This is a genomic window from Azohydromonas aeria (assembly GCF_009760915.1).
Lineage (GTDB): Bacteria > Pseudomonadota > Gammaproteobacteria > Burkholderiales > Burkholderiaceae_C > Azohydromonas > Azohydromonas aeria.
Genome location: NZ_VIDQ01000014.1, coordinates 85,582 through 103,811 on the forward strand (window position 1 = coordinate 85,582; position 18,230 = coordinate 103,811).

20 protein-coding genes are annotated in these 18,230 nt (G+C 66.6%); 7 read left to right on the forward strand and 13 right to left on the reverse strand.

Features of this window, described 5'->3' with window-relative positions:
• Positions 1-216: 216 nt before the first annotated feature.
• The 3 genes from FJ694_RS11280 to FJ694_RS11290 form a co-directional block, all read right to left on the reverse strand.
• Positions 217-471, reverse strand: coding sequence for a hypothetical protein (locus FJ694_RS11280; RefSeq protein WP_157267139.1), 255 nt, complete (start codon positions 469-471; stop codon positions 217-219).
• The gene (locus tag FJ694_RS11285; RefSeq protein ID WP_157267141.1) at positions 468-2,867 is read right to left on the reverse strand and encodes a bifunctional diguanylate cyclase/phosphodiesterase; all 2,400 of its coding nucleotides are present in this window, start codon (positions 2,865-2,867) and stop codon (positions 468-470) included. Before FJ694_RS11285 ends, FJ694_RS11280 begins: the two co-directional genes overlap by 4 nt.
• A 357-nt stretch (positions 2,868-3,224) precedes the next feature.
• The gene (locus FJ694_RS11290) at positions 3,225-3,611 is read right to left on the reverse strand and encodes a DUF4188 domain-containing protein (RefSeq protein ID WP_157267144.1); all 387 of its coding nucleotides are present in this window, start codon (positions 3,609-3,611) and stop codon (positions 3,225-3,227) included.
• Between the two features lie 108 nt (positions 3,612-3,719).
• Between FJ694_RS11290 and FJ694_RS11295 the strand changes: the two genes are divergently transcribed.
• Positions 3,720-4,421 (forward strand): hypothetical protein, encoded by a 702-nt coding sequence (locus FJ694_RS11295; protein ID WP_157267147.1) that lies wholly within the window; start codon positions 3,720-3,722, stop codon positions 4,419-4,421.
• Complete coding sequence (locus FJ694_RS11300; RefSeq protein WP_157267150.1) at positions 4,418-5,254, forward strand: hypothetical protein; 837 nt, start codon at positions 4,418-4,420, stop codon at positions 5,252-5,254. Before FJ694_RS11295 ends, FJ694_RS11300 begins: the two co-directional genes overlap by 4 nt.
• Before the next feature lie 101 nt (positions 5,255-5,355).
• Here the strand turns inward: FJ694_RS11300 and FJ694_RS37590 are convergent, their stop codons facing one another.
• The 3 genes from FJ694_RS37590 to FJ694_RS11310 all read right to left on the reverse strand — a co-directional run bounded on the left by FJ694_RS37590 (position 5,356) and on the right by FJ694_RS11310 (position 8,089).
• Complete coding sequence (locus FJ694_RS37590) at positions 5,356-5,487, reverse strand: hypothetical protein (protein WP_259373161.1); 132 nt, start codon at positions 5,485-5,487, stop codon at positions 5,356-5,358.
• A gap of 407 nt (positions 5,488-5,894) precedes the next feature.
• On the reverse strand, positions 5,895-6,959 hold the full coding sequence (locus FJ694_RS11305) for a ParB/RepB/Spo0J family partition protein (RefSeq protein WP_157267153.1): 1,065 nt from the start codon (positions 6,957-6,959) through the stop codon (positions 5,895-5,897).
• Positions 6,956-8,089 carry a ParA family protein gene (locus FJ694_RS11310; protein ID WP_157267156.1) on the reverse strand — a complete coding sequence of 378 codons (1,134 nt, stop codon included), beginning with the start codon at positions 8,087-8,089 and terminating at the stop codon, positions 6,956-6,958. Before FJ694_RS11310 ends, FJ694_RS11305 begins: the two co-directional genes overlap by 4 nt.
• A gap of 995 nt (positions 8,090-9,084) precedes the next feature.
• Between FJ694_RS11310 and FJ694_RS11315 the strand changes: the two genes are divergently transcribed.
• On the forward strand, positions 9,085-10,551 hold the full coding sequence (locus FJ694_RS11315) for a replication initiation protein (RefSeq protein ID WP_157267159.1): 1,467 nt from the start codon (positions 9,085-9,087) through the stop codon (positions 10,549-10,551).
• Between the two features lie 145 nt (positions 10,552-10,696).
• Here FJ694_RS11315 and FJ694_RS11320 read toward each other — a convergent pair whose 3' ends face one another.
• A complete protein-coding gene (locus tag FJ694_RS11320; protein WP_157267162.1) occupies positions 10,697-10,840 on the reverse strand; it encodes a hypothetical protein in 144 nt (47 codons plus the stop codon).
• A gap of 47 nt (positions 10,841-10,887) precedes the next feature.
• A protein-coding gene (locus FJ694_RS11325) for an IS3 family transposase (RefSeq protein ID WP_232539992.1) occupies positions 10,888-12,047 on the reverse strand; the annotation gives its coding sequence in 2 pieces (ribosomal slippage) (positions 10,888-11,813 and positions 11,813-12,047; 1,161 coding nt in all).
• Positions 12,048-12,100: 53 nt separating this feature from the next.
• Between FJ694_RS11325 and FJ694_RS37925 the strand changes: the two genes are divergently transcribed.
• Both FJ694_RS37925 and FJ694_RS11335 read left to right on the forward strand, forming a co-directional pair.
• Positions 12,101-12,388: a TrfB-related DNA-binding protein gene (locus tag FJ694_RS37925; protein ID WP_157267165.1), complete on the forward strand. Its 288-nt coding sequence runs from the start codon at positions 12,101-12,103 to the stop codon at positions 12,386-12,388.
• A gap of 126 nt (positions 12,389-12,514) precedes the next feature.
• Positions 12,515-12,709: a hypothetical protein gene (locus tag FJ694_RS11335; protein ID WP_157267168.1), complete on the forward strand. Its 195-nt coding sequence runs from the start codon at positions 12,515-12,517 to the stop codon at positions 12,707-12,709.
• Positions 12,710-12,770: 61 nt separating this feature from the next.
• Here the strand turns inward: FJ694_RS11335 and FJ694_RS11340 are convergent, their stop codons facing one another.
• Together FJ694_RS11340 and FJ694_RS36680 are read right to left on the reverse strand one after the other, a co-directional pair.
• Positions 12,771-13,148, reverse strand: a complete 378-nt coding sequence (locus tag FJ694_RS11340) for a hypothetical protein (protein ID WP_157267171.1) — start codon at positions 13,146-13,148, stop codon at positions 12,771-12,773.
• A 69-nt stretch (positions 13,149-13,217) separates the two neighbouring features.
• Positions 13,218-13,739, reverse strand: a complete 522-nt coding sequence (locus FJ694_RS36680) for a hypothetical protein (RefSeq protein WP_198320797.1) — start codon at positions 13,737-13,739, stop codon at positions 13,218-13,220.
• Between the two features lie 43 nt (positions 13,740-13,782).
• Here FJ694_RS36680 and FJ694_RS11350 point away from each other — a divergent pair, with 43 nt between their 5' ends.
• Positions 13,783-13,998 (forward strand): hypothetical protein, encoded by a 216-nt coding sequence (locus FJ694_RS11350; RefSeq protein ID WP_157267174.1) that lies wholly within the window; start codon positions 13,783-13,785, stop codon positions 13,996-13,998.
• Positions 13,999-14,155: 157 nt separating this feature from the next.
• Positions 14,156-14,449 carry a hypothetical protein gene (locus tag FJ694_RS11355; RefSeq protein ID WP_157267177.1) on the forward strand — a complete coding sequence of 98 codons (294 nt, stop codon included), beginning with the start codon at positions 14,156-14,158 and terminating at the stop codon, positions 14,447-14,449.
• Between the two features lie 55 nt (positions 14,450-14,504).
• Here FJ694_RS11355 and FJ694_RS11360 read toward each other — a convergent pair whose 3' ends face one another.
• The 3 genes from FJ694_RS11360 to FJ694_RS11370 all read right to left on the reverse strand — a co-directional run bounded on the left by FJ694_RS11360 (position 14,505) and on the right by FJ694_RS11370 (position 17,527).
• The gene (locus tag FJ694_RS11360) at positions 14,505-15,398 is read right to left on the reverse strand and encodes a LysR family transcriptional regulator (RefSeq protein ID WP_198320798.1); all 894 of its coding nucleotides are present in this window, start codon (positions 15,396-15,398) and stop codon (positions 14,505-14,507) included.
• A gap of 63 nt (positions 15,399-15,461) precedes the next feature.
• The gene (locus FJ694_RS11365; protein ID WP_157267184.1) at positions 15,462-16,556 is read right to left on the reverse strand and encodes an Ldh family oxidoreductase; all 1,095 of its coding nucleotides are present in this window, start codon (positions 16,554-16,556) and stop codon (positions 15,462-15,464) included.
• Positions 16,553-17,527: a Bug family tripartite tricarboxylate transporter substrate binding protein gene (locus FJ694_RS11370; RefSeq protein WP_157267187.1), complete on the reverse strand. Its 975-nt coding sequence runs from the start codon at positions 17,525-17,527 to the stop codon at positions 16,553-16,555. The genes FJ694_RS11365 and FJ694_RS11370 overlap by 4 nt, the downstream gene beginning before the upstream one ends.
• Positions 17,528-18,230 lie beyond the last annotated feature (703 nt).

Below are 18,230 nucleotides of genomic sequence, written 5' to 3' on the forward strand. Positions count from 1 at the left end.
ACAGCCCGGGGATGGCGGCCCGCCCCGGCTCGTCTTCAGTGCGAAGACGAGGCCAGCGAGGCGGTGCCGCAGGTCGGCAGACTTTCGACACCCATGGTCCATGCCGTGTGCCTCAGTGGCCGAGGAGTGAATGCTTCAGCCTGGATTGGCATCAACACTCATGCGAGCCGGGACGAGCAGCCGCTTCTTTGAGCACGCGCCGATCGGCATGGCCCATCACGGATCACGGGCATTCATGCCTGCAGCAGATCCTCGCAGCGGCCAAGCTTCTTCGAGTTCATTCACAATCGACCGCGCCAGGCCCTCAAGATCCGGAAACAGCGTGGCCTGCGTGATGTTCATCCGATAGAGCGCATGCAATGCCTCAGCACGCAGGTGACCGGCCAGTTGCAGACGGGGGTCATGCTCGGGATGCGGCACGCCTTCTGAAGGCCGCTGATCCCGTTCTTGAGCAAGCTGCGGCGCCGTCAAGCCCGGCCCACGCACCATCCCTGGAACTGGTCGGCCGGCAGCGGCCGGCTGATGCAATAGCCCTGCGCCTGGTCGCAGGCCATGGCGGCGAGATCGTTGAAGGTTTCATCGTCCTCCACGCCTTCGGCAATGACGAGCAGGCGCAGGCTGTGCGCCAGGTCGATCGTGGAGTGCACGATCGCCGCCGAGTCGCTGTCGCGCCTCATTCTCTTGATGAACGTCTGGTCGATCTTGAGGGCGTCCACCGGCAGGCGTTGCAGGTAGGCCAGCGAGGAATATCCGGTGCCGTAGTCATCGATGGCGATGCGCAAGTCCAGCCGCTTGAGCTGGTGCAGCTTCTCCAGTGCGGCCGACGGGTCGAGCATCAGTGCGCTTTCGGTGAGCTCGAATTCGATCCAGTCCGGCTCGGCACCCCAGGTGGCCAGTGCTCCCTCGATGCGTCCGAGCAGCTTGGGGTCGTGCAGGTCGCGGGCCGACAGGTTCACCGACAAGGGCAGTGCATGACCCTGTTCGCGCCAGGCATAGCTGTGCTGCAACACCGCCTCCAGCATCCAGTAGGTCAACGGCGTGATGAGGCCGGTCTGCTCGGCCAGGGCGATGAAGTCGCCCGGGTTCACCTGTCCCAGGCGGGCATGCTGCCAGCGCACAAGCGCCTCGGCGCCGCAGACCTGTGCGGAATCGATCTTGAGCTTGGGCTGGCAGTACAGCATCAGCTCGTCGCGCTCGATGGCCTTGCGCAACTCGCCCATGAGCTCTAGGCGCTGGGCGCAGTCGCGGTCGAATCCGCTCCTGAAAAGCATAACCGGGTTGCCCGAGGCGCGTGCCTGCGCCAGAGCGATGCCGGCATGGCGCATCAGCGCCTCGGCGTCCTTGCCATGGCCTGGAAAGAGGCTGATGCCGGCATTCGAGCGCGCGTCGAGCAGCACCCCCGCGACGTCGACCGGATCGTCGAGCGCCGCCACCAGCCGCTGCGCCAGCGCCATGGCCGGCTCGGCGCCACAGCGCGGCAGCAGCACCGCGAACTCGGCGTCGGCCAGGCGGCCCAGCGTGCCGGCATCGCCCACCGTCTGCTGCAGCCGCTGGGCCACTGCCTGCACCAGCTTGTCGACTTCGGTGCCGCCCAGCGTCGCATTGAGTTCCTGCAGGTGCGCCATGCCGATGCGCACGAAGGCGAGCGCGCGCCGCTCGCCCCGTGCCGCGTCGATGGCCGTGCCGAGCAGCTGGCACAGGCGCGTCCGGTTGGGCAGCCCGGTCACGGCGTCGAAGTAAGCCATGCGCCGGATGGTTTCCTCGGCCGCCGCCGCCTTGAGGCGGTGGCGTAGCGCCCCCAGCCCGTACCCAAGGTCGTCGACCGTGGCCATGAGCAGTTGCACCTCCTGCTCGTCGAAGCCGTCGGTTTCCGCCGCCAGGATCTGCACCGACCCCACGAGCTGGCCCTCGACGCGCAGCGGCAGCGTCACGAGCGAGCCGTAGCCGCGCCGTCTCGCCTCCTCCCGAAACGGGTAGGCGGGGTTGCGGGTGACGTCGTGCATGACGAGCGGCCGCTGCGCGTCCAGGCACGCCGCCATGGTGCGGCCGATCCTAGAGGCGGCCAGGCTGCGCCGCAGCGCCAGGAAGCCGTCCTCGAAGCCGGCGTGGGCCATGGGGCGCATCGTCCGGGCCTCGTCGGCTTCGATGTAGCCCACCCACGCCAGCCGGTAGCCGCACCCCTCCACCGCCACGCGGCACAGTTCCTGCAGCAGCACCGTCTCGTCCTGCGCCTGGGTCAGCGCCCGGTTGGCGGCCGCGCGCACACGCAGCGCCCGGTTCAGGCGCAGCACCTCGGCTTCGGCCTGCTCGCGCCGTTGGCGCAGCCGCAGGAACTCTAGGCCGAAGGCAACGTCGTCCGCGACCTCGCGCAACACCTGCCGCTCGTGGCTGCCGAACGCATCCACCTCGGGGGCGCCGATGCTCAAGGCGCCGAACAGCTCGCCCTCGATGCGCAGCGGCAGCGCCAGCACCGAGCCGAGGCCGCGACGGCGCGCGAAGTCGCGCCACATGGCGGGGTAGGCCTGCGACTGCACGTCGTTGACCAGGCACTCCACTCCGGTGCGGATGGCCGTGCCGGTGGCGCTACGGCCGCGCTCGGTGTCGCTCCACCACAGCGCGTTGATCTCCGCGGCGTGATGGCCGCGCCCGGCGTGCGCCAGCGTCGTGATCGTCTGCTCCGCGTCATGCTCGGCCCGGCCGATGCGTGCCAGGCAATACCCGGCTTCATCGACCACCACGCGGCAGATCTCGTGCAGCAGCGCCGATTCCTCGGTGGCCCGCAGCAACGCGCGGTTACAACCGCTGAGCGTGCGCAGCGCGCGTTCCAGGCGTTGCTGCTTGTCCTGGACTTGAACAACGTCATCCATGGGGGCGCCTCACTGAAACGGCCGCTGGGGGCCAGTGACGCCGCTGTACTCCTTGTGTCGTCCACCGTCACTGCCAACCATGCTGGGACATCGTAACGAGAGGCCACCGTATCGATCTTGATTTATTGATAACTGCCATTATCAACAGCAAAACAAATTACCTCCGATCGGCACATTGCTTGGTTGGTCAGGTTTAAGGAATAGGCGTGACAAGGACTTGGACAAGGTCAAAGTTTCGTAGACGGCTTTTGTCCCGGCATTCGCAGGCGGTTCTCCGTTCATGCCGGGCGTGGCTGGCCGCTACTCCCTGGATGTCGAAGCTGATCCCTGGCGTCCCGCCATACTGGACACCGCGGTTTACATGAAGCCGCTGGCTCCGACCAGCCGCCCCGCCCTGCCCAGCCCGAACGGCGGCATGTTCACGTAGATGCTCTCGCAGTTGGCGGCTGAGGCGAGATAGGTCTCGTTCCAGATGCCCACCGAGCCGTCCGTGCCGACGGCGCGGTTGAACCGGCGCCAAGCCGGCAAGTGCGCTGCCGTCCTGTCGTGGGCGTAGGCCTGCAGCTGCTCGATGCCGCGCCAGTACTGCACCATGATGGCGGTGCCGCCGAGCCAGCTCTCGGCGTGCAGGCAACCCATCTGCGGATGGCGTTGCAGCCCATTGATCATGCGCGGCATGGCGCCGAGCATGGGCATCCACCTGTGCACGAGCCAGAGCTTGTTGACGCGCAGGCCGATCCGCATTGACTCACCCGGTTTGCTACCGGGCGAGATCCTGTCCGCCTGCTTGCCTCACGTAACTTGCCTCCGGTCGGAAGGTCCGGGCGGAGCAGCAGAACGTGGCGAGTCAGCATGGCAACACGCAAGGAATTGATTGAGACAGTGGGCGCACGGTATCGAACCAGCACCATCGCGGAGCGCAGCACGATCCTGGACGAGTTCGTAGCCATCACGGGCTACCGCCGCAAGCATGCAATCCGGCTGCTGTCCCGGCCTGCTGCGCAGCCCCAGAAGCGGCGGACGCGGGCGCGGTACGGCGCCGCGGTGCGCGAGGCACTGTGTGTTCTGTGGGAGGTGTTGGACCGCGTGTGCTCCAAGCGGCTCAAGGTGATGATCCCGGTGCTGCTGCCGGCCTTGATCCAGCACGGCAAGCTTGAAGACGATACTGCCTTGAAGGCCCAACTCGCGCAGGTCAGCCCGGCCACCATAGACCGGCTTCTGGCACCCGTGCGAGTGGCCGCCGCCAAGGGAAGGCGACGTGCCGCGGGCAAGAGTTCTGCGATCCGCAGATCCGTGCCAATCAGGAACTTTGGCGACTGGAACGACCCCGTGCCCGGCTATGTCGAGGTGGACTTCGTCGCTCACTGCGGACCGCACCTGTCGGGCAGCTTCGTTCAGACGCTCGTGCTGACCGATATCGCCACAGGCTGGACCGAATGCGTGCCGGTGCTCACCCGTGATGGAGCTTTGGTAATCGATGCCATTGCCAAGGCGCGCGAACTGTTCCCGTTCCCATTGCTCGGCTGGACTTCGACAACGACAGCGTCTTCATGAACGAACGCGTCGTGGGGTGGTGCCGCGGGCAAGGGCTGGAGGTCACTCGCGCACGGGCTTACCGGAAGAACGATCAAGCCTGGGTTGAGCAAAAGAACGGAGCCATCGTCCGGAGGCTGGTCGGCTATGGGCGCTTTGAAGGGCTGGAGTCCGTGCAGATGCTGACCAAGCTGTACCGGGCATCCCGGCTGCATACGAATCTCGTGCAGCCGTCCTTCAAGCTCAGGAGCAAGACGCGCGTCGGCGCCCAAGTCGTCAAGCAGTACCACCCGCCCGTACCACCGGCGCACCGGGTGCTTCTGCACGAGGCGGTTAGCGGCGAAGCCAAGCACACTCTGCAGGGGCAGCTTGCTGCAGCCGACCCGGTTCTGCTCTTCGCTGAGATCCGAGCTGCTCAGGCCGACCTGGGTCGGCGGGTGGACCGCCGTGGCCTGGACGGCTCGATCTCTGAACAAGGCCAGGTGCCGGCCGCTGTGTTGACCCCCAAGGACTTGGATGGAAAGGGCGAGCAGCGGGCTATCCATCGGCACGCCTACAACCGGCGTAAACCGGTCCTCAAGCAACCGCGCATGCTCGACAAGTATGAAGCGCAGATACGCCAGTGGCTCGCAGTGCAGCCGGGCATTACGGCAGTGGATGTACTGCAGCGCCTCCTGGACATTGCGCCTGCTGGAACCTTTGCTTCGAAGCACCTGCGAACCGTTCAACGGGCACTTGAGATCTGGCGTGCTGAAGCAGTCCGGCAATGGATCGATCAATGTCGATGGGGCGTCGATTCCCTTGACTTCCCCGTTCAAGAAGCCATCCAGGCGCCCGGTAACATTCCTTCGTGAGGCAACACGCGGGGTCAGTTCCTGGTGTCGCTTGACACCAAGTCCACAGCGGGTGCTCGCCGTGGCCGAGCGCTGCACACAGGTCGGCCAGGGTTGTCGATCTAGCGCTCGGCGGTCTGCCCGTGCCGGCCTCGCAGCGGCACCAGGTAGTCGCAGTAGACCGTGCCGGCGCCAGCGCCGGCGGCCATCGTGCAGGCGGGCCCCTGGGTAGGTTCGCCGGCGTAGCGGCTCACGCCGTCTTCTGGACTGACACCGGGCCCGCCATTTCCAGCAGGTTGAACTGCAAGGCGACCTGGATCAGCGCGCCTTGCTGCTCAAGCGCCAGATGCAGCGTACGGATGTCGCCGCGCAGTTGGCCAGTGCCGGCAGCCGGCCCTGCGCCTACACCGCGGCGCGCCGCCGCAGCTCGCAAAGCGACACGACTTCCAGCTGCCCCATGGAGAAACGCCGCCCTGTGGCGACGTTCACCAGAGTGTTGCCTTCATCCTGAAGCCGCCGCTGCGTGGCAGCGTGGTCGCCTTCATTGAATCCCGTGACGCATCCGAACCAGGCGATGACGCTCCCTCGGGCCACACGACGCGGCGTTCCCCAGTCTCGAAAATCGCCAAGTCTTTGATTTCAAAGGAATCTCTATTAGAGATCAGGCCTGCACGGCTTTTGTCGACTCCTGCACGAGTTCCGCCGCCATCTCCTTGAGCAGCGCTTCCATGCGAGCCTGAACGCGGGCCATGTCGACCTTGGCCGAGAAATTCACGCGCACTGCCGACTCGCCCACGGAGAGTTCCGCAAAGCGGAAGCGACCGGCGTTGATGCGTACCGGGCTCGATGCCGGCTTGAGAGCGCGGGGTGCCGAGCGCACATGGGCCGCGGCCTGGCGCTGCTGCAGCCGGCCTTCCATGACCAGGCGCACCGCCTCGACTGCGCGCACGACGCTGGCCGGTGTGGTGCAGACCTTGGCCAGCTCCTCGGCGCAATTGGCGCCGATGCTTTCAGGGCGCTGCTCGATCAGGGCCAGCACCTCGGCGGGCAGTCGCGCGAAGGCGAACAGCTTGGACAGCGTGGCCTCCGGTACCCCGGCCAGGCGTGCGAGCTCGGCCTGGGTGGCGCCGCTGCTGTCCTTTTCCCGAGCAAAACCCCGCCACTTCTCGAAGTCAGGCAGCGGCGCCGCCAGCAGGTTGGCGAAGAACGCCGCACGATCGACTTCCCGGTCGCCGAGTTCCAGCACCGACACGCGGATCGTCGTCCGACCCAATTCCCGGTAGACCGCCACCCGGTTCTCGCCGCTGACGATCTCGAAGCGCCCACCCGCGCGCGGCCGCACGACGACCGGATGCACCAGGGGATTGTGGCGCAGGTTCTCGCGCAACTCGGCGTATTCCTCAGCCGTGAGTCGGCGCCGGCGTCCCGGCACGCTGTCGAGCGCCTCCAGCGGCAGCTCCAGTGGGGGCCGGTCAGCCAGCTCGGCTTCGAGCTGGCGCACGCGCGCCTGGGCCGCTTCCACGCGCTGGTTGGCGCCGTGGATGAGCGTTGCCCCCGGTGCCGTGCGGGCTTGGTGCGCGGGCGCGGCCGCTGCAGTGGGAGCAGGCACGGCCGCCGGTGCCGGGGCGGGTGCATGGGCGGCTGGCGCGGCCGCGGCATGCGGCAGCGTCACGGGATTGGCGGCCTCGGACGCCGCCTTGCGCGCCATCAGGTGCTTGAAGCTCATGCTGCGGTGCTCCACACGGTCGAGAATGCCAGGGCGTCGATTAGGCGCGCGACATGGTCGGTGGCGTCGCGCAACTTGGCATAGGTCCGGGCACTGCCCTCGTATTTCGTCATGTCGTACAGCGTGCCGAACTGCAGCCCGCCCAGGGAGGTCACGGGACTGCGCGGGATCTCCACCGGCAGGATGTAGGGGCCGTAGGTCTGCAGGATGCGCTCGCGAACCATGGCGCTGGCCATGTTGGTGGCATCGACCTTGTTAAGCAGCACGCGCATGAAGGAGAAGTCCTTCTGCACGCCGTAGCCCTCGCCCAGCGTCACCATCAGGTCCTGCAGCAGCGTCCAGTAGCTCACCGAGCTGGCGTAGTCCAGGTTCTCGGCGGGCAGCGGCATCAACAGCCCATCGGCCGCCATTGCGGCGTTCACGGCCATGTAGGACAACGACGGGGCGGTGTCGATGAGGATGTAGTCGTAGCGCACGCGCAGTGGTTGCAGCGCGTCGTAGAGCAGCGCCCACCACGACACGCTGTCCTGCGTCGCCATCTGCGGCAGTAGGCCTTCGGCCGCGAACAGGTCGGGCGTGGCCGGCACGATGTCGATGCCGTCCCAGTAGCTCGGCCGCACGGCATAGCCCAGGTCCCGGGGCGCGTCGGGCTCCGGGCGGAAGATGGCCAGCGCCGTGTCCTTCTCCGTGACGTCGGTGCCCGGTAGCCAGCCCGCCAGCGCGGTGGCCGAGCCCTGGGGATCAAGGTCGAGCACCAGCACGTCGCGGCCCAGCAACGACAGACTCTGTGCCAAGTGCATCGTGGTGGTGGTTTTGCCGGAGCCGCCCTTGAAGTTGACGGTGGCAATGGTGCAGGCTGCGGCGCCCGCGGGGCGCCTGGGTACTTCCAGCAGCGCCTTGATCCAGGCGCGCGTCTCGCTGAGCGTATAGGAGCGCCGTCCGCCGGGACCGGCAGGCAATCCCTGGGGCAAGTCACGGTGCGCGCGCAGGTAGTTTTGCTGACGTACGTCGATGCCGCACAGCGCGGCTACCTGACCGCCATGAAAAACCGGTGGCTCCTTGCGCGGCTTGGGCTCCAGCATGCGCTGGCGCAAGTCGCTCAGGAGATGGGCGGCGTTGTCGGTGAGCACGCGCAACGCTTGCAAGCCGAAGACCGGTGAAGCGGCAACCGCTGTGTCTGGCATATCGATCCATGTAGTGAACAGCGGATTTTGTACGGATCGGCCCGAAAAATGCAAAACGTACGAATGAATGCGTCGCATGCCGGAAACGGTTCCAGGCACGTTACGAGGTGGAAGCCCCGTGCCAAGGTGACGGCGTTGTGCAGCTACGGCAGGTCTATTGGCGGGCTTCCTTGGCAAGGTGACGTTCTTGTGTCGCGCCAGTCGTCGGCACCCGCCATGCTGCAGTAAGGTGACGTTCTTGTGCCGGATCAGTGCAAGCGCGGTACTCGGCACGGCACCGGCAGCAGAGCTGCAGCACAAAAACGTCACCTTCGTCTCCTGAGGCGTCGTTCCCGCGTCGTTTGAGCACAAGGAAGTCACCTTTGCCCGTTCCTGGGCGAAGGCCATGCTGCAGGCGGCCCAGACGGCTTAGCACTGAGCGGTCAAGCCACGGGCGGCACACTCGCTTTTGCATTCCTGAATCTTGCCCCGCCACTGCTGGCAAGCCTTTAAGCAGTTAAAAGACCAGCAAGCATTAGAGAGGCGAAAAATGCAAGCGTGACAGGCACTTGCTGTCAGCAAGGTGACGTGCTTGTGCTTTCCACCCCGGCAAGGTGACGCCGTTGTGCTAAAGGTGACGGCTTTGTGCAGAGCAAGGTGACGTTGTTGTGCACAAAGGGGTACGGATTTGTGCCGTAGCGGTGACGGATTTGTGCAAGGTGACGGCCTTGTGCAAACGGTGCTAAGTGCCTGTCGCGTCGCGTCTTTGCTGGTCCTGGGCACGGCAAGGTGACTTTCTTGTGCCCTGGCGCGGCCAAGGTGACGCATTTGTGTTGCGCACACCGGCCGCGGCAGGGCCGCTCCGGTGATGCACAAAGGTGACGGCACATTTGACGGCTGTCACCTTTGGTCCTAGCCTTGCGACCTCGCCTCGCGCATCCATCGCCACAGAGTCCACCGTCGTGCCCAAGCCGCCCCAGCGCATCGCCACCAGCGAGCAGTACGCGCTGGAGCTGTTCCAGGAAACCGTCGGGCGTAAGGGCACCGCGGCGACGATCGCCGATGCCGACAAGGACCTCACGTTCAAAAAGAACAACGTCTTCATCGACGTGGGCGAGCTCAGCCTGCTCGGCCGCCGCAGCCTCAACGTCATGGATTTCCTGGCCTCGGGCGCCGCGCCCGATGTCACCGACTTCGACTGCGACCTGGCGCTGTTTCGCTTCCTGCTCAACTACGACAGCCGCAACTACAAGCACATGCGCGAGGCGCTGCGGGAGACGCAGAAGTCCACCGTGCTGGTGGAAGTCGAGCATGCGAGCTCGCGCCCGGGAGCCGACGTCAAGGACTTCGTCTCAATTTCGCTGGTCAACATGGTGGCCGTTACCGGCGGGCGCGTGTACTTCCAGTTCCACCCCGCCATCCGCCGGCTGCAAAGGGACCAGCGCGGCTACACCTTCCTGTCGCTGCGCACCACGTCGGCGTTCTCGTCGCAGTACGCGCACGCGCTGTACGAGCGGCTGCGCTCGGTGGCTTTCCGGGGCTCGCCCACGGAGTGGCTCACGGTCGACGAGGCACGGCGCTGGGCCGGTGCCAGCGGCGACAAGTACGCCGACGAATTCAAGGCCTTCAAGCGCCGCGTGCTGGAGATCGCCAGGACGCAGATCAACGAGCTATCGGACCTGCACGTGGAGTACGAGACGCGCTCCTCGCCCGGCTCGAAGAAGGTGACGCACGTTCGCTTCGTCTTCCGCGAGCAGGAGGGCCGCGGCATGCAGCTGTTCCACGAGTCCGAGGCGCGCAAGGATCTCTACAACACGCTGCGCGGCGAGTTCGGCCTGGGCACGCGCGAGATCGAGGACATCGCGCGCCGGCCGCAGGACTTCACGCAGGACCGCATCGAGGCGGCCGTCGCCTTCGTGCGCCACCGCATGAGGAAGGGCGGCAAGAAGGTGCATGCCCCGGGCAAGCTGCTGCTCAAAGCGCTAGAGGAGGGCTGGACCATCCCGACGGCCGAGCTGGAGGATGCGCTGCCGGCACCCGCTGCACCGGTGCCCGCGCAGGAGCAGGCCCCAGGCGCTGCTGCGGCATCCCTGCCTGGCGCAGCCGAGACAGCAACGCCCGTGGCCGATCCGGCCGCGACGCGGCTGCAGCGCGAGTACGAGCAGGGCGGCGAGCAGGGATTCGCGGCCTATCTGATGCTCGACGCCACCACGCAGGCGGGGCTGCTGGCGTCCTTCGCGCGCACCGCGCCGTTTCGTGCCCTGCAGGCCCAGATGCAGCGTGCCAAGGGTCCTGTCACGGAGGCCGAGCTGCGTGCCACCGAGCGGCTGCGCCTGGCGTTCGGTCAGCACGTGCTGGCCGCGCAGAAGAAGGCAGCGCGCGGCCATCTTGTCTCCACGCGGCCGCAGGCCAAGTTGTTCGAGCGATAGCGCGTCAGGGGTGCTCGCACGGCTTCAGTGGGACAGCTCCTGCCTTTCAAAGCACTGGCGAGAAATTGGTAAGCGCAGCTTTCTCATCATTAAGGCCTGTGCACCGTGGCCGAAGCTACAGGTCACGTTGTCTACCGAACCCGGTTCAAGGCATCACCGGCGTCATGTCCCACTGCACCAGCGCCCAGTTCACCGTCTTGTCGTCGGCGTAGTCGTCGCCGATCAGGCCGATGCTCAGTCCACCGGGGAAATAGGTCCCGGCCGGGCTCGGCTGCCTGCGCGGGGGCATGTCCTGGGTGACCTTGCCCCTGTTTCCCGCAGTTCTTAGCCGTCGTTCTATGCGGCGTTCTTGTGCTGTGCCGCCTGCCAGCGTTGCTCGAACTGCATGGGGCTCAGGTAGCCCAGCGAGGAATGCAGTCGGCGATGGTTGTGGAAGGTCATCCAGGCAACGACCTCGTCCATCGCCTGGCGCAGCGTTGCGAACTTGCGGCCGTGCAGTCTGCCAACCTTGAGGTGCCCCCACAAGCTTTCCGTCGGGGCGTTATCCCAACAGTTTCCCTTGCGGCTCATCGAGGAACGCATGCCATAGCCACGCAAGACTCTCTGGAACTCGTGACTGCAGTATTGACTGCCCCTGTCGGAGTGGAAGACGAGCCCGGGCTCGGGCTGGCGCCGGAACCAGGCCATGCGCAGCGCGTCCGTGACCAGGCTGGTTTGCATGTGGGGTTTCATGCTCCAGCCCACCAGCTGGCGGCTGTGCAGGTCCAGCACGGCAGCCAAGTACAGCCAACCTTCGTCGGTCGGGATGCAGGTGATGTCGCTGCTCCTGACCTGGTTGGGAGCCGCGGGGCTGAAGTTGCGCTGCAGCAGGTCCGGTGCCATTGGCAAGTTATGCCGACTGTCGGTGGTGACGACGAACTTGCGCTTGCCGCGAGCCCGGATGCCGTGCGGGCTCATGAGGCGGCGCACACGCTCCTTGCTCACGCGGTGACCCCGCCCCAGCAACTCCCTCCACATCCGCGGCCAGCCGTTCTCCTGACGAACCTCCGCATGGATGGCTCGCATGTGCACCAGCAGCATCTCGTCGCTGAGCCTGCCCGACCCCGGCCGGCTGGGCTTGCGTGCGTCGCGCCGGCGTCGATGTTCCAGGTACCCGCTGACGCTCATGCGCAGCACCTCGCAGGCCAGCGACAGCGGCCATTGCTGGCCCTGACGCTCTATCCAGGCGTACTTCACCCCTGCGCCTTCGCGAAGTACGCCGTCGCCTTTTCCAGGATGTCGCGCTGCATCTTCACGCGCGCAAGCGCGGCACGCAGCCGCGCGATCTCCATCTGCTCGGGCGTCACGACCTTGTCGCCAGCGCCTTGCAGCGTCCCTTTGGCCGCGTCACGCACCCAGTTGCTCAAAGTCGCCTTGGGCACCCCCAGGACCTTCGCCGTCACGCCTACCGACTGCCCGTCATGGACCAGCCTGACCGCCTCCAGCTTGGACTCCAGCGTGTACCTGGCGCGGGCCTGCTTCTATTTCATCCAGTACCTCCTTGCTCTGATTGGACCGTCAGCAAGAACTACGTTTTTCGAGGCAAGGTCACGGCACGGGCGTCGCTGTACGCGCTCGGGCAGCTGCATCCGTCGAGCCGCGCCTGACCGCCATCGTCGATCGGGTGCTCGCTGCCGCCCAGGATGCCCCGAGGGACTGGGTGCGTGTGGAGGTCTGTCTGCCGCCCGATCTGGCGCAGCGGGTGCGCGAGATGGAAGCGCAGGCGAGGGCCCGGCTTGTTGGGGATCGCGCTGAGGCAAGTCGCGAAGGCCAGGGGCAGCAACAGCCACCGGCCTGATTCCGCAGCTGAAGGGCACTGCCGCGGCGTGTCGCCGACGCGACGCGACGCGACGCGTCAACGCTGTGTAATCGGATTCGGCGTCAATTCGGGTGGCGTTGACGCAAGTTGCAGGAGCTGAGGGAGATGTCGCTGTTGAGGGTGGTTTTCAGGCGCGGCCGGGTCGTGAGGAAGTCGAAGTTCGACAACCTGGGCGAATCTTCAGTCGATGCGCTCAAGCGGGTCGAGGCCGAATGCGACTGGAGCGACGCCGTGCTGCGGTTCGCCGAGCTGGCGTCGGAGCCTCATCAGCCCAAGGAGTCGCCAGCGTACAGCGGCTGAAGTCTTCGGGCTCCTGCTGGTGAAGCGGCAGGATCAGCACCGAGCCCGGCATGCCGCGCCTTCAGGCGTGCCCCGGCGCGTACGAGAAGCCGCCGCCGTGCTCCATCTCCAGGCGGTTTTCTTCAAGCAGATCCTCCTGCACCGGGTCCGGTGCGCCGCCTTCACTGCGGTGCGCCCGGTACCAAGCCGCAATCAGCAGCACCACGAGCGGCTCCGCCCCGTCCACCATCTCATCGAGGTCCAGGGCACTGGCCTCGCAGATCGCTGCGATGGGCGCCATGGAAAAGCGCACGCGGCCATTGACCACATCACGCGACAAGCGCAGGTCCGCGAACTCGACGCCTTGCGGAATCGTCACACGCAGCTCTCTCACGGCATCCCCCCAAGTTGCCATGCCGTGATGTTCGTTCTTCGCTCGGGACTTGAGCGGCCGGGCCATGAAAATCCCTGCCCCAGGGCGCGAGTCCGGCAGGGCAGCGGGCAGGGTGGGTCAAGGCTGAGGCAGCCGTCAGGACGCGGTGGCCTCGGCGCCCGGCGTGTCCGTGGCCGGCGGTGCCTCAGGCGCGGCGGCGGATTCCCCGCCCAAAGCATGTGCTGGACCGTTTCCGCCATTGGCAGCACTTGTCTTGCGCGCGGCCTGCTTGCCCGCAGCCTTCTTCGCCGGAGCCTTCTTGACAGCAGCTTTCTTCGCGGGCGCCTTCTTCGCTGCGGGCGTCGCGGCGTCAAGCGCTTCGGCCGACTGGGCAGCATCTGCCGTCGCAGCCTGGGTGCGCGTCTTCTTCGCAGCGGCCTTCTTGGCGGCAGCCTTCTTCGCAGGCGCCGGCGCCGGAGCCGGTGCAGCAGCGGCCTTCTTGGCCGCCGGCGCAGCCGTCTTGGCGCCGCGCGGGGCACGGCCTTCCTCCATGCCGAAGCGCTTGGCAGCCTTGGCGTCGGTCGTGACGAGGTGCGCGCCCTTGGGCGTCACGGGCTGCTCCAGCCGCACGGCGCCGTTTTGGTCCATCTTCGCCAGCGTCTGCGCCAGCTTGGCCACCGCGCGGGAGAGCTGCTTGATGGTCTTGGCGCCTACTGCGAGATTGGCCAAGTCGATCTTCGTGCGGAACGTGGCTGCGGCAGCCGCTGGCTGCACGGCTTTCGACGCCGCCTTCTTGGCAATGGGCGTGGCCTTCTTTGCGGCCACCTTCTTGGTGGCAACGGTCTTCCTGGTCGGCATCGTGGGTTACTCCCTCAACGGAACGAACGGTGTTGTGACAGCCGGGATTATTGACGCGACAAGTGCCGTGCCCTTTTGACACCCCAGGCGAACGAGCGGGCTGGGCCTTGAGCGCTGCAGTGCCAAGCGCTGCAGAGATGCGGCAAGGGCGGCAGTACACGGACGTTGCTGTGCCTGTTCAGTACAGCGGGCGCGATACATTGATGCTGTGAACGCGTTTCTGAAGGAGGGTGCCCATGAACAGATCCAGCCCCGTGGGGATGATGTTGCAGTACGCGTTCGGTCCTGGTCCAGTAAGCGCCAAGCCACCCAGCGGGTCGGAATTCCAGGCCAGCAACGACACCACGTGCGAGGTGTCGCCGCAGATGCTGGCACTGGCCGCCGCTGCCAGAACTTGGTGGGAGGCCGGCCGTCCCAAGGGCTGGTCGCTGGAGCAGCACCTCGCCGATCCGGCTGCTGGCTGCAACGCTTCAGCGCGGGAGCGCGCGCTGGCTGAAGCGGTTGCGCAATGGGTGAAGCAGAGCAGGTAAGGGTGCTGCGAGTCGTGGGCCGCGGGTCCGAATGGCCTCGGCCATGAGCTGCCGTTCAGGCGTTTGCAGCGCGTACCAGTTCAGTGAACCGGGCGACCACCGGTTTTTCTTCCACATCCTTGCGCCGCCAGACCAGGCACATTTCCGACACCGCATGCGCGGGCAAGGCAATGGGGCGCATGACGGTGCCTTCCATCGACAGGCAACCGGCTGAGCGCTGCAGCAGCGCCAGCCCGATACCGCTGGCGACCAGCCCCAACATGCAGTAGGTCTGGCGCACGTACTGCACATAGCGTGGCGTCACTCCCGCGGCATGGAACACGCTGGTCAGCAACTCGTACATGCGCCCACCCTGGCCTGGCTCGTACATGACCAGGGGCTGCCCATCGAGGTGCCGCAGTTGCAGCCGCCGACGCGTGGCCAACGCATGTCCTGCGGGCAAGGCCACGACAAACGGCTCCCGTAGCAGCGTGGTGCTGTCCAGGTCCGGCAAGGCCACCGGCGGCCGCACGATGCCCACGTCGATGCGCCCGGTGCGCAGCGCTTCGAGCTGTTCCGATGAGCTCATGTCGCGCAGCACGATCTGCACGCGTGGCAGCTGCGCGGCTGCCGCTGCCACGATGCGGGGCAGCAGGGTGAAGCTGGCGCCGGCGACGTAGCCCAGCGCGATGTTGCCTTCCTCGCCCGACTCGGCGCGCCGCGCGGCCAGCGCGGCCGATTGCGCCACTTCCAGCAGCCGCTGCGCCTCGGGCAGGAAGGCCTGTCCCGCCGGCGTGAGGCGCACCACGTGCGGCCCGCGCTCCAGCAACCGCACGCCCAGTGCGTGCTCCAGCTGCTGCAGCTGCCGGCTCAGCGGCGGCTGGGTCATGTTCAGCCGCTGTGCCGCGCGGCCGAAGTGCAGCTCGGTGGCAAGCGCAACGAAGCAGCGGATCTGGCTGAACTGGAACATGGCGGGCAACATGCGGCGCCCGCGGCAGGGGCACGGCGCGCAAAGGCTGCGCAAATCGGGCCTTCAGTCTACCGGGGGCATGCCGACATCCAGCCGCTGCGCCCAGTCCGCGAGCGCATTCCAGGTCGCGGAGGGATAGGCCACGCCATGGGCGCGAGCCTGTTGCTCTCGGCGCGCCGCCTGGTCGCCGGGCATGCGCACCGGCCGCGACGCGTCGATGGGGCGGTTGGCCCTGCACTGCTGCGACAGGTGGTCGGTCTGCGCGACGAAAGCCTCGCGCCCGGCGAAGAAGGCCGGGTCGATGACCTGCAGGAACACGTTGCCGCCCCAGCGCTTGGGCGTGTCCAGTCGGCCGTGGCCGGAGAGCCCCTGCGACAGCGCCTCGATCATCAGTGCCAGTCCGAAGCCCTTGTGCCCGTACTCCTGGCCGCCGACGAGCTGCAGCGAGCCGCGCGGTTCAGCATGCTCCAGTACCGCCGGGTCGCGCGTGGGCCGCCCCTGTGCGTCCAGCAGCCAGGGATGCTCAAACTGCTCGCCCGCGGCGTGCTTCTGGCGTGTCATGGAGGTCGTGGTGATGGAAGCGCACATGTCCACCAGCACGGGATGCCCGGGGCCGGGCCAGCCGACGGCGAAGGGATTCGGGGTGAACAGCGCCTCGGTGCCGCCGTAGGGCGCCACGCGCCGCGCCGCGGGCTCGGAATTGGCGATAACCGCCACGCAGCCGCGGTCCGCAGCCTGCTTGGTCAGCGCCGCGAGGCAGCCGATGTGGTGGCTCTTGCGGATCGCCACCGTCACCACGCCCAGCTCAGCCGAGCGCTGCACGCCCATGTCAATGGCACGGCTCATCAGCCACAGCCCGGGCAGGTAGCCGCCGTCCCAAACTACAGCCGCGCCGCTGTCAGCGACCACCTCGGGCTCGCCGCGCAGGGCCATGCCGCCCCTGGTGATGTCGGCCAGGTACAGCGGCGCCATGGCCAGCCCATGGGTGCGCCGCCCCATCATGTCGGTGAGCACCAGCAGCCGTGCCACCTCGGCGGCCTTGTCCCGCTCCATGCCGGCGGCCTCGAACAGGGATTGGCCGAAGCTGGTGAGCGACTCGGCGGTGTACCGCCGCGTGCCGTGTTCGCACCCGGTGTCCTTTGATTGCGGTGCCGTCATTGCCCGCCCTCGATCTGGCCGCCGGCCTGCTTCACGACCTCGGCCCAGCGCGTGCGCTCCTTGGCGATGAAGTCGGTGGTGTCCTGCGCTCCCAGGGCGGAAACCTCCATGCCGGCTTCCGTCAGCTGCGCGCGCAAGGCGGGTGACTGCACGATGCGCGAGAGCTCGGTGCTCAGCCGCGCCACGTGCTCCTTGGGCAGCTTGGACGACACGGTCACGCCCTGCCAGGTACCGGAGACGAAGTCGCTCACCCCCTGCTCGGCCAGCGTGGGCGCGTCGGGCAACAGCGGCGAGCGGGCGGCCCTGGACACGCCGATGACCTTGAGCTTGCCGGCCTTCACCAGCGGCAGCGTGGCCGGCATGCCGTTCAGGACTGCCTGCGTGTTGTTGGCCATGGTATCGGCCACGGCCGGCGCGCCGCCCTTGTAGGGCACGTACTGCCAGCGCAGCCCGGTGAGCTGGGCCAACTGCACGGTGGCCAGGTGATTCGGGGTGCCCGACCCCGGCACCGCGACGTTGAGCCGCGAAGACCTGGACAGGGCCACGAGCTCCTTCAGGCTGGAGGCTTGCAGTGCCGTGGGCACGACCAGCAGGTGAGGCGCATAGGCCAGCATCGCCACGCCCTGCAGGTCGCGGCTCACGTCGTAGCTCATGTCCTTGTAGACCAGCGGCGCGGCGGCCAGGCCGCCCACGTCGCACAGCAGGATGGTGTGCCCGTCGGTAGCCTGCGCTACCGCAGCAGCACCGATGTTGCCGCCGGCGCCGCCGCGGTTCTCCACGATCACCAGCACGCCCAGCGCGTCGCTGAGCGGCTTGCTGATGAGCCGCGCGATGATGTCCGAGGTCCCGCCCGCCGCATTGGGCACGACGATCTTGAGCGGCCGGTTGGGCCAGGCCTGCGCCTGGACGCTGCCGGCGGCCGCCAGGGCGAGGGCTGCCAGCGCTTGCAGCGCGGTGCGACGTGATGCCATGACGCTTGTCTCCTGTGATGTCAGCGGGCCTGTGCGTCAGGCCTCGCAGTCATTGCATCACCGATGACGATGCCGGTCCAATGCGATGGCTGGATGGAATGATGCCGAATTTGAATCGCGTGCTGCAAGCAGATTCCGGTTCATGTAGCAGCTTCAGGCTGAAGCTTGCCGCTCGGCTGTTGGCTGCGTGGGCCGGCTGCCGCTGCGTCTACAAGAACCTGTCTATGACAGATTCAAGCTGGATAAAGTTGGGTGAGCAACTCCATTCAAGCAATGATGATCGCCTACTTGGCAAAGCCGTCGCACGGCAGTCGCTTGTATTGATTAAGTTGCATGAGTAACGTGATTGAAATCATGCTGCAATGCAATCGCTGGTGATAATGGTCTTTCGCACGTCTGCCAATTTTCTTCCGTGACACTACTTCGATCGGAAGACTTATCGCTATAGCGGCGTAGAACTGCCAGCTGTCAAAGGCATGACGCCTCAACTCAATACGCCGTCGACTTCAGTGTCCGGTTCTTCCACCGTGCCGGTCGCGGTCGACGTCGCGTTTTTGAACGATGCTCCCTATGCCGACGAGTGAAGCTGCCACCGCAGCTGTAGTCAGGCACTTCCAGGTGTCGTCAGCCTGGACCGCAGCCGCGTGCGGAATCTTGTGAATCACTGTCCGCGGCCGGCTTGCAGCTGGCTTCGAGGGGCGCC

What these genes read in the sequence shown, in the direction of transcription:
- FJ694_RS11285 (WP_157267141.1), bottom strand. Translation starts at nt 2,867, where the DNA reads ATGGATGACGTTGTTCAAGTCCAGGACAAGCAGCAACGCCTGGAACGC.
- FJ694_RS11290 (WP_157267144.1), bottom strand. Translation starts at nt 3,611, where the DNA reads ATGCGGATCGGCCTGCGCGTCAACAAGCTCTGGCTCGTGCACAGGTGG.
- FJ694_RS11295 (WP_157267147.1), top strand. Translation starts at nt 3,720, where the DNA reads ATGGCAACACGCAAGGAATTGATTGAGACAGTGGGCGCACGGTATCGA.
- FJ694_RS11300 (WP_157267150.1), top strand. Translation starts at nt 4,418, where the DNA reads ATGAACGAACGCGTCGTGGGGTGGTGCCGCGGGCAAGGGCTGGAGGTC.
- FJ694_RS11305 (WP_157267153.1), bottom strand. Translation starts at nt 6,959, where the DNA reads ATGAGCTTCAAGCACCTGATGGCGCGCAAGGCGGCGTCCGAGGCCGCC.
- FJ694_RS11320 (WP_157267162.1), bottom strand. Translation starts at nt 10,840, where the DNA reads ATGCCCCCGCGCAGGCAGCCGAGCCCGGCCGGGACCTATTTCCCCGGT.
- FJ694_RS11335 (WP_157267168.1), top strand. Translation starts at nt 12,515, where the DNA reads ATGTCGCTGTTGAGGGTGGTTTTCAGGCGCGGCCGGGTCGTGAGGAAG.
- FJ694_RS11340 (WP_157267171.1), bottom strand. Translation starts at nt 13,148, where the DNA reads ATGGCCCGGCCGCTCAAGTCCCGAGCGAAGAACGAACATCACGGCATG.
- FJ694_RS11355 (WP_157267177.1), top strand. Translation starts at nt 14,156, where the DNA reads ATGAACAGATCCAGCCCCGTGGGGATGATGTTGCAGTACGCGTTCGGT.
- FJ694_RS11360 (WP_198320798.1), bottom strand. Translation starts at nt 15,398, where the DNA reads ATGTTCCAGTTCAGCCAGATCCGCTGCTTCGTTGCGCTTGCCACCGAG.
- FJ694_RS11365 (WP_157267184.1), bottom strand. Translation starts at nt 16,556, where the DNA reads ATGACGGCACCGCAATCAAAGGACACCGGGTGCGAACACGGCACGCGG.
- FJ694_RS11370 (WP_157267187.1), bottom strand. Translation starts at nt 17,527, where the DNA reads ATGGCATCACGTCGCACCGCGCTGCAAGCGCTGGCAGCCCTCGCCCTG.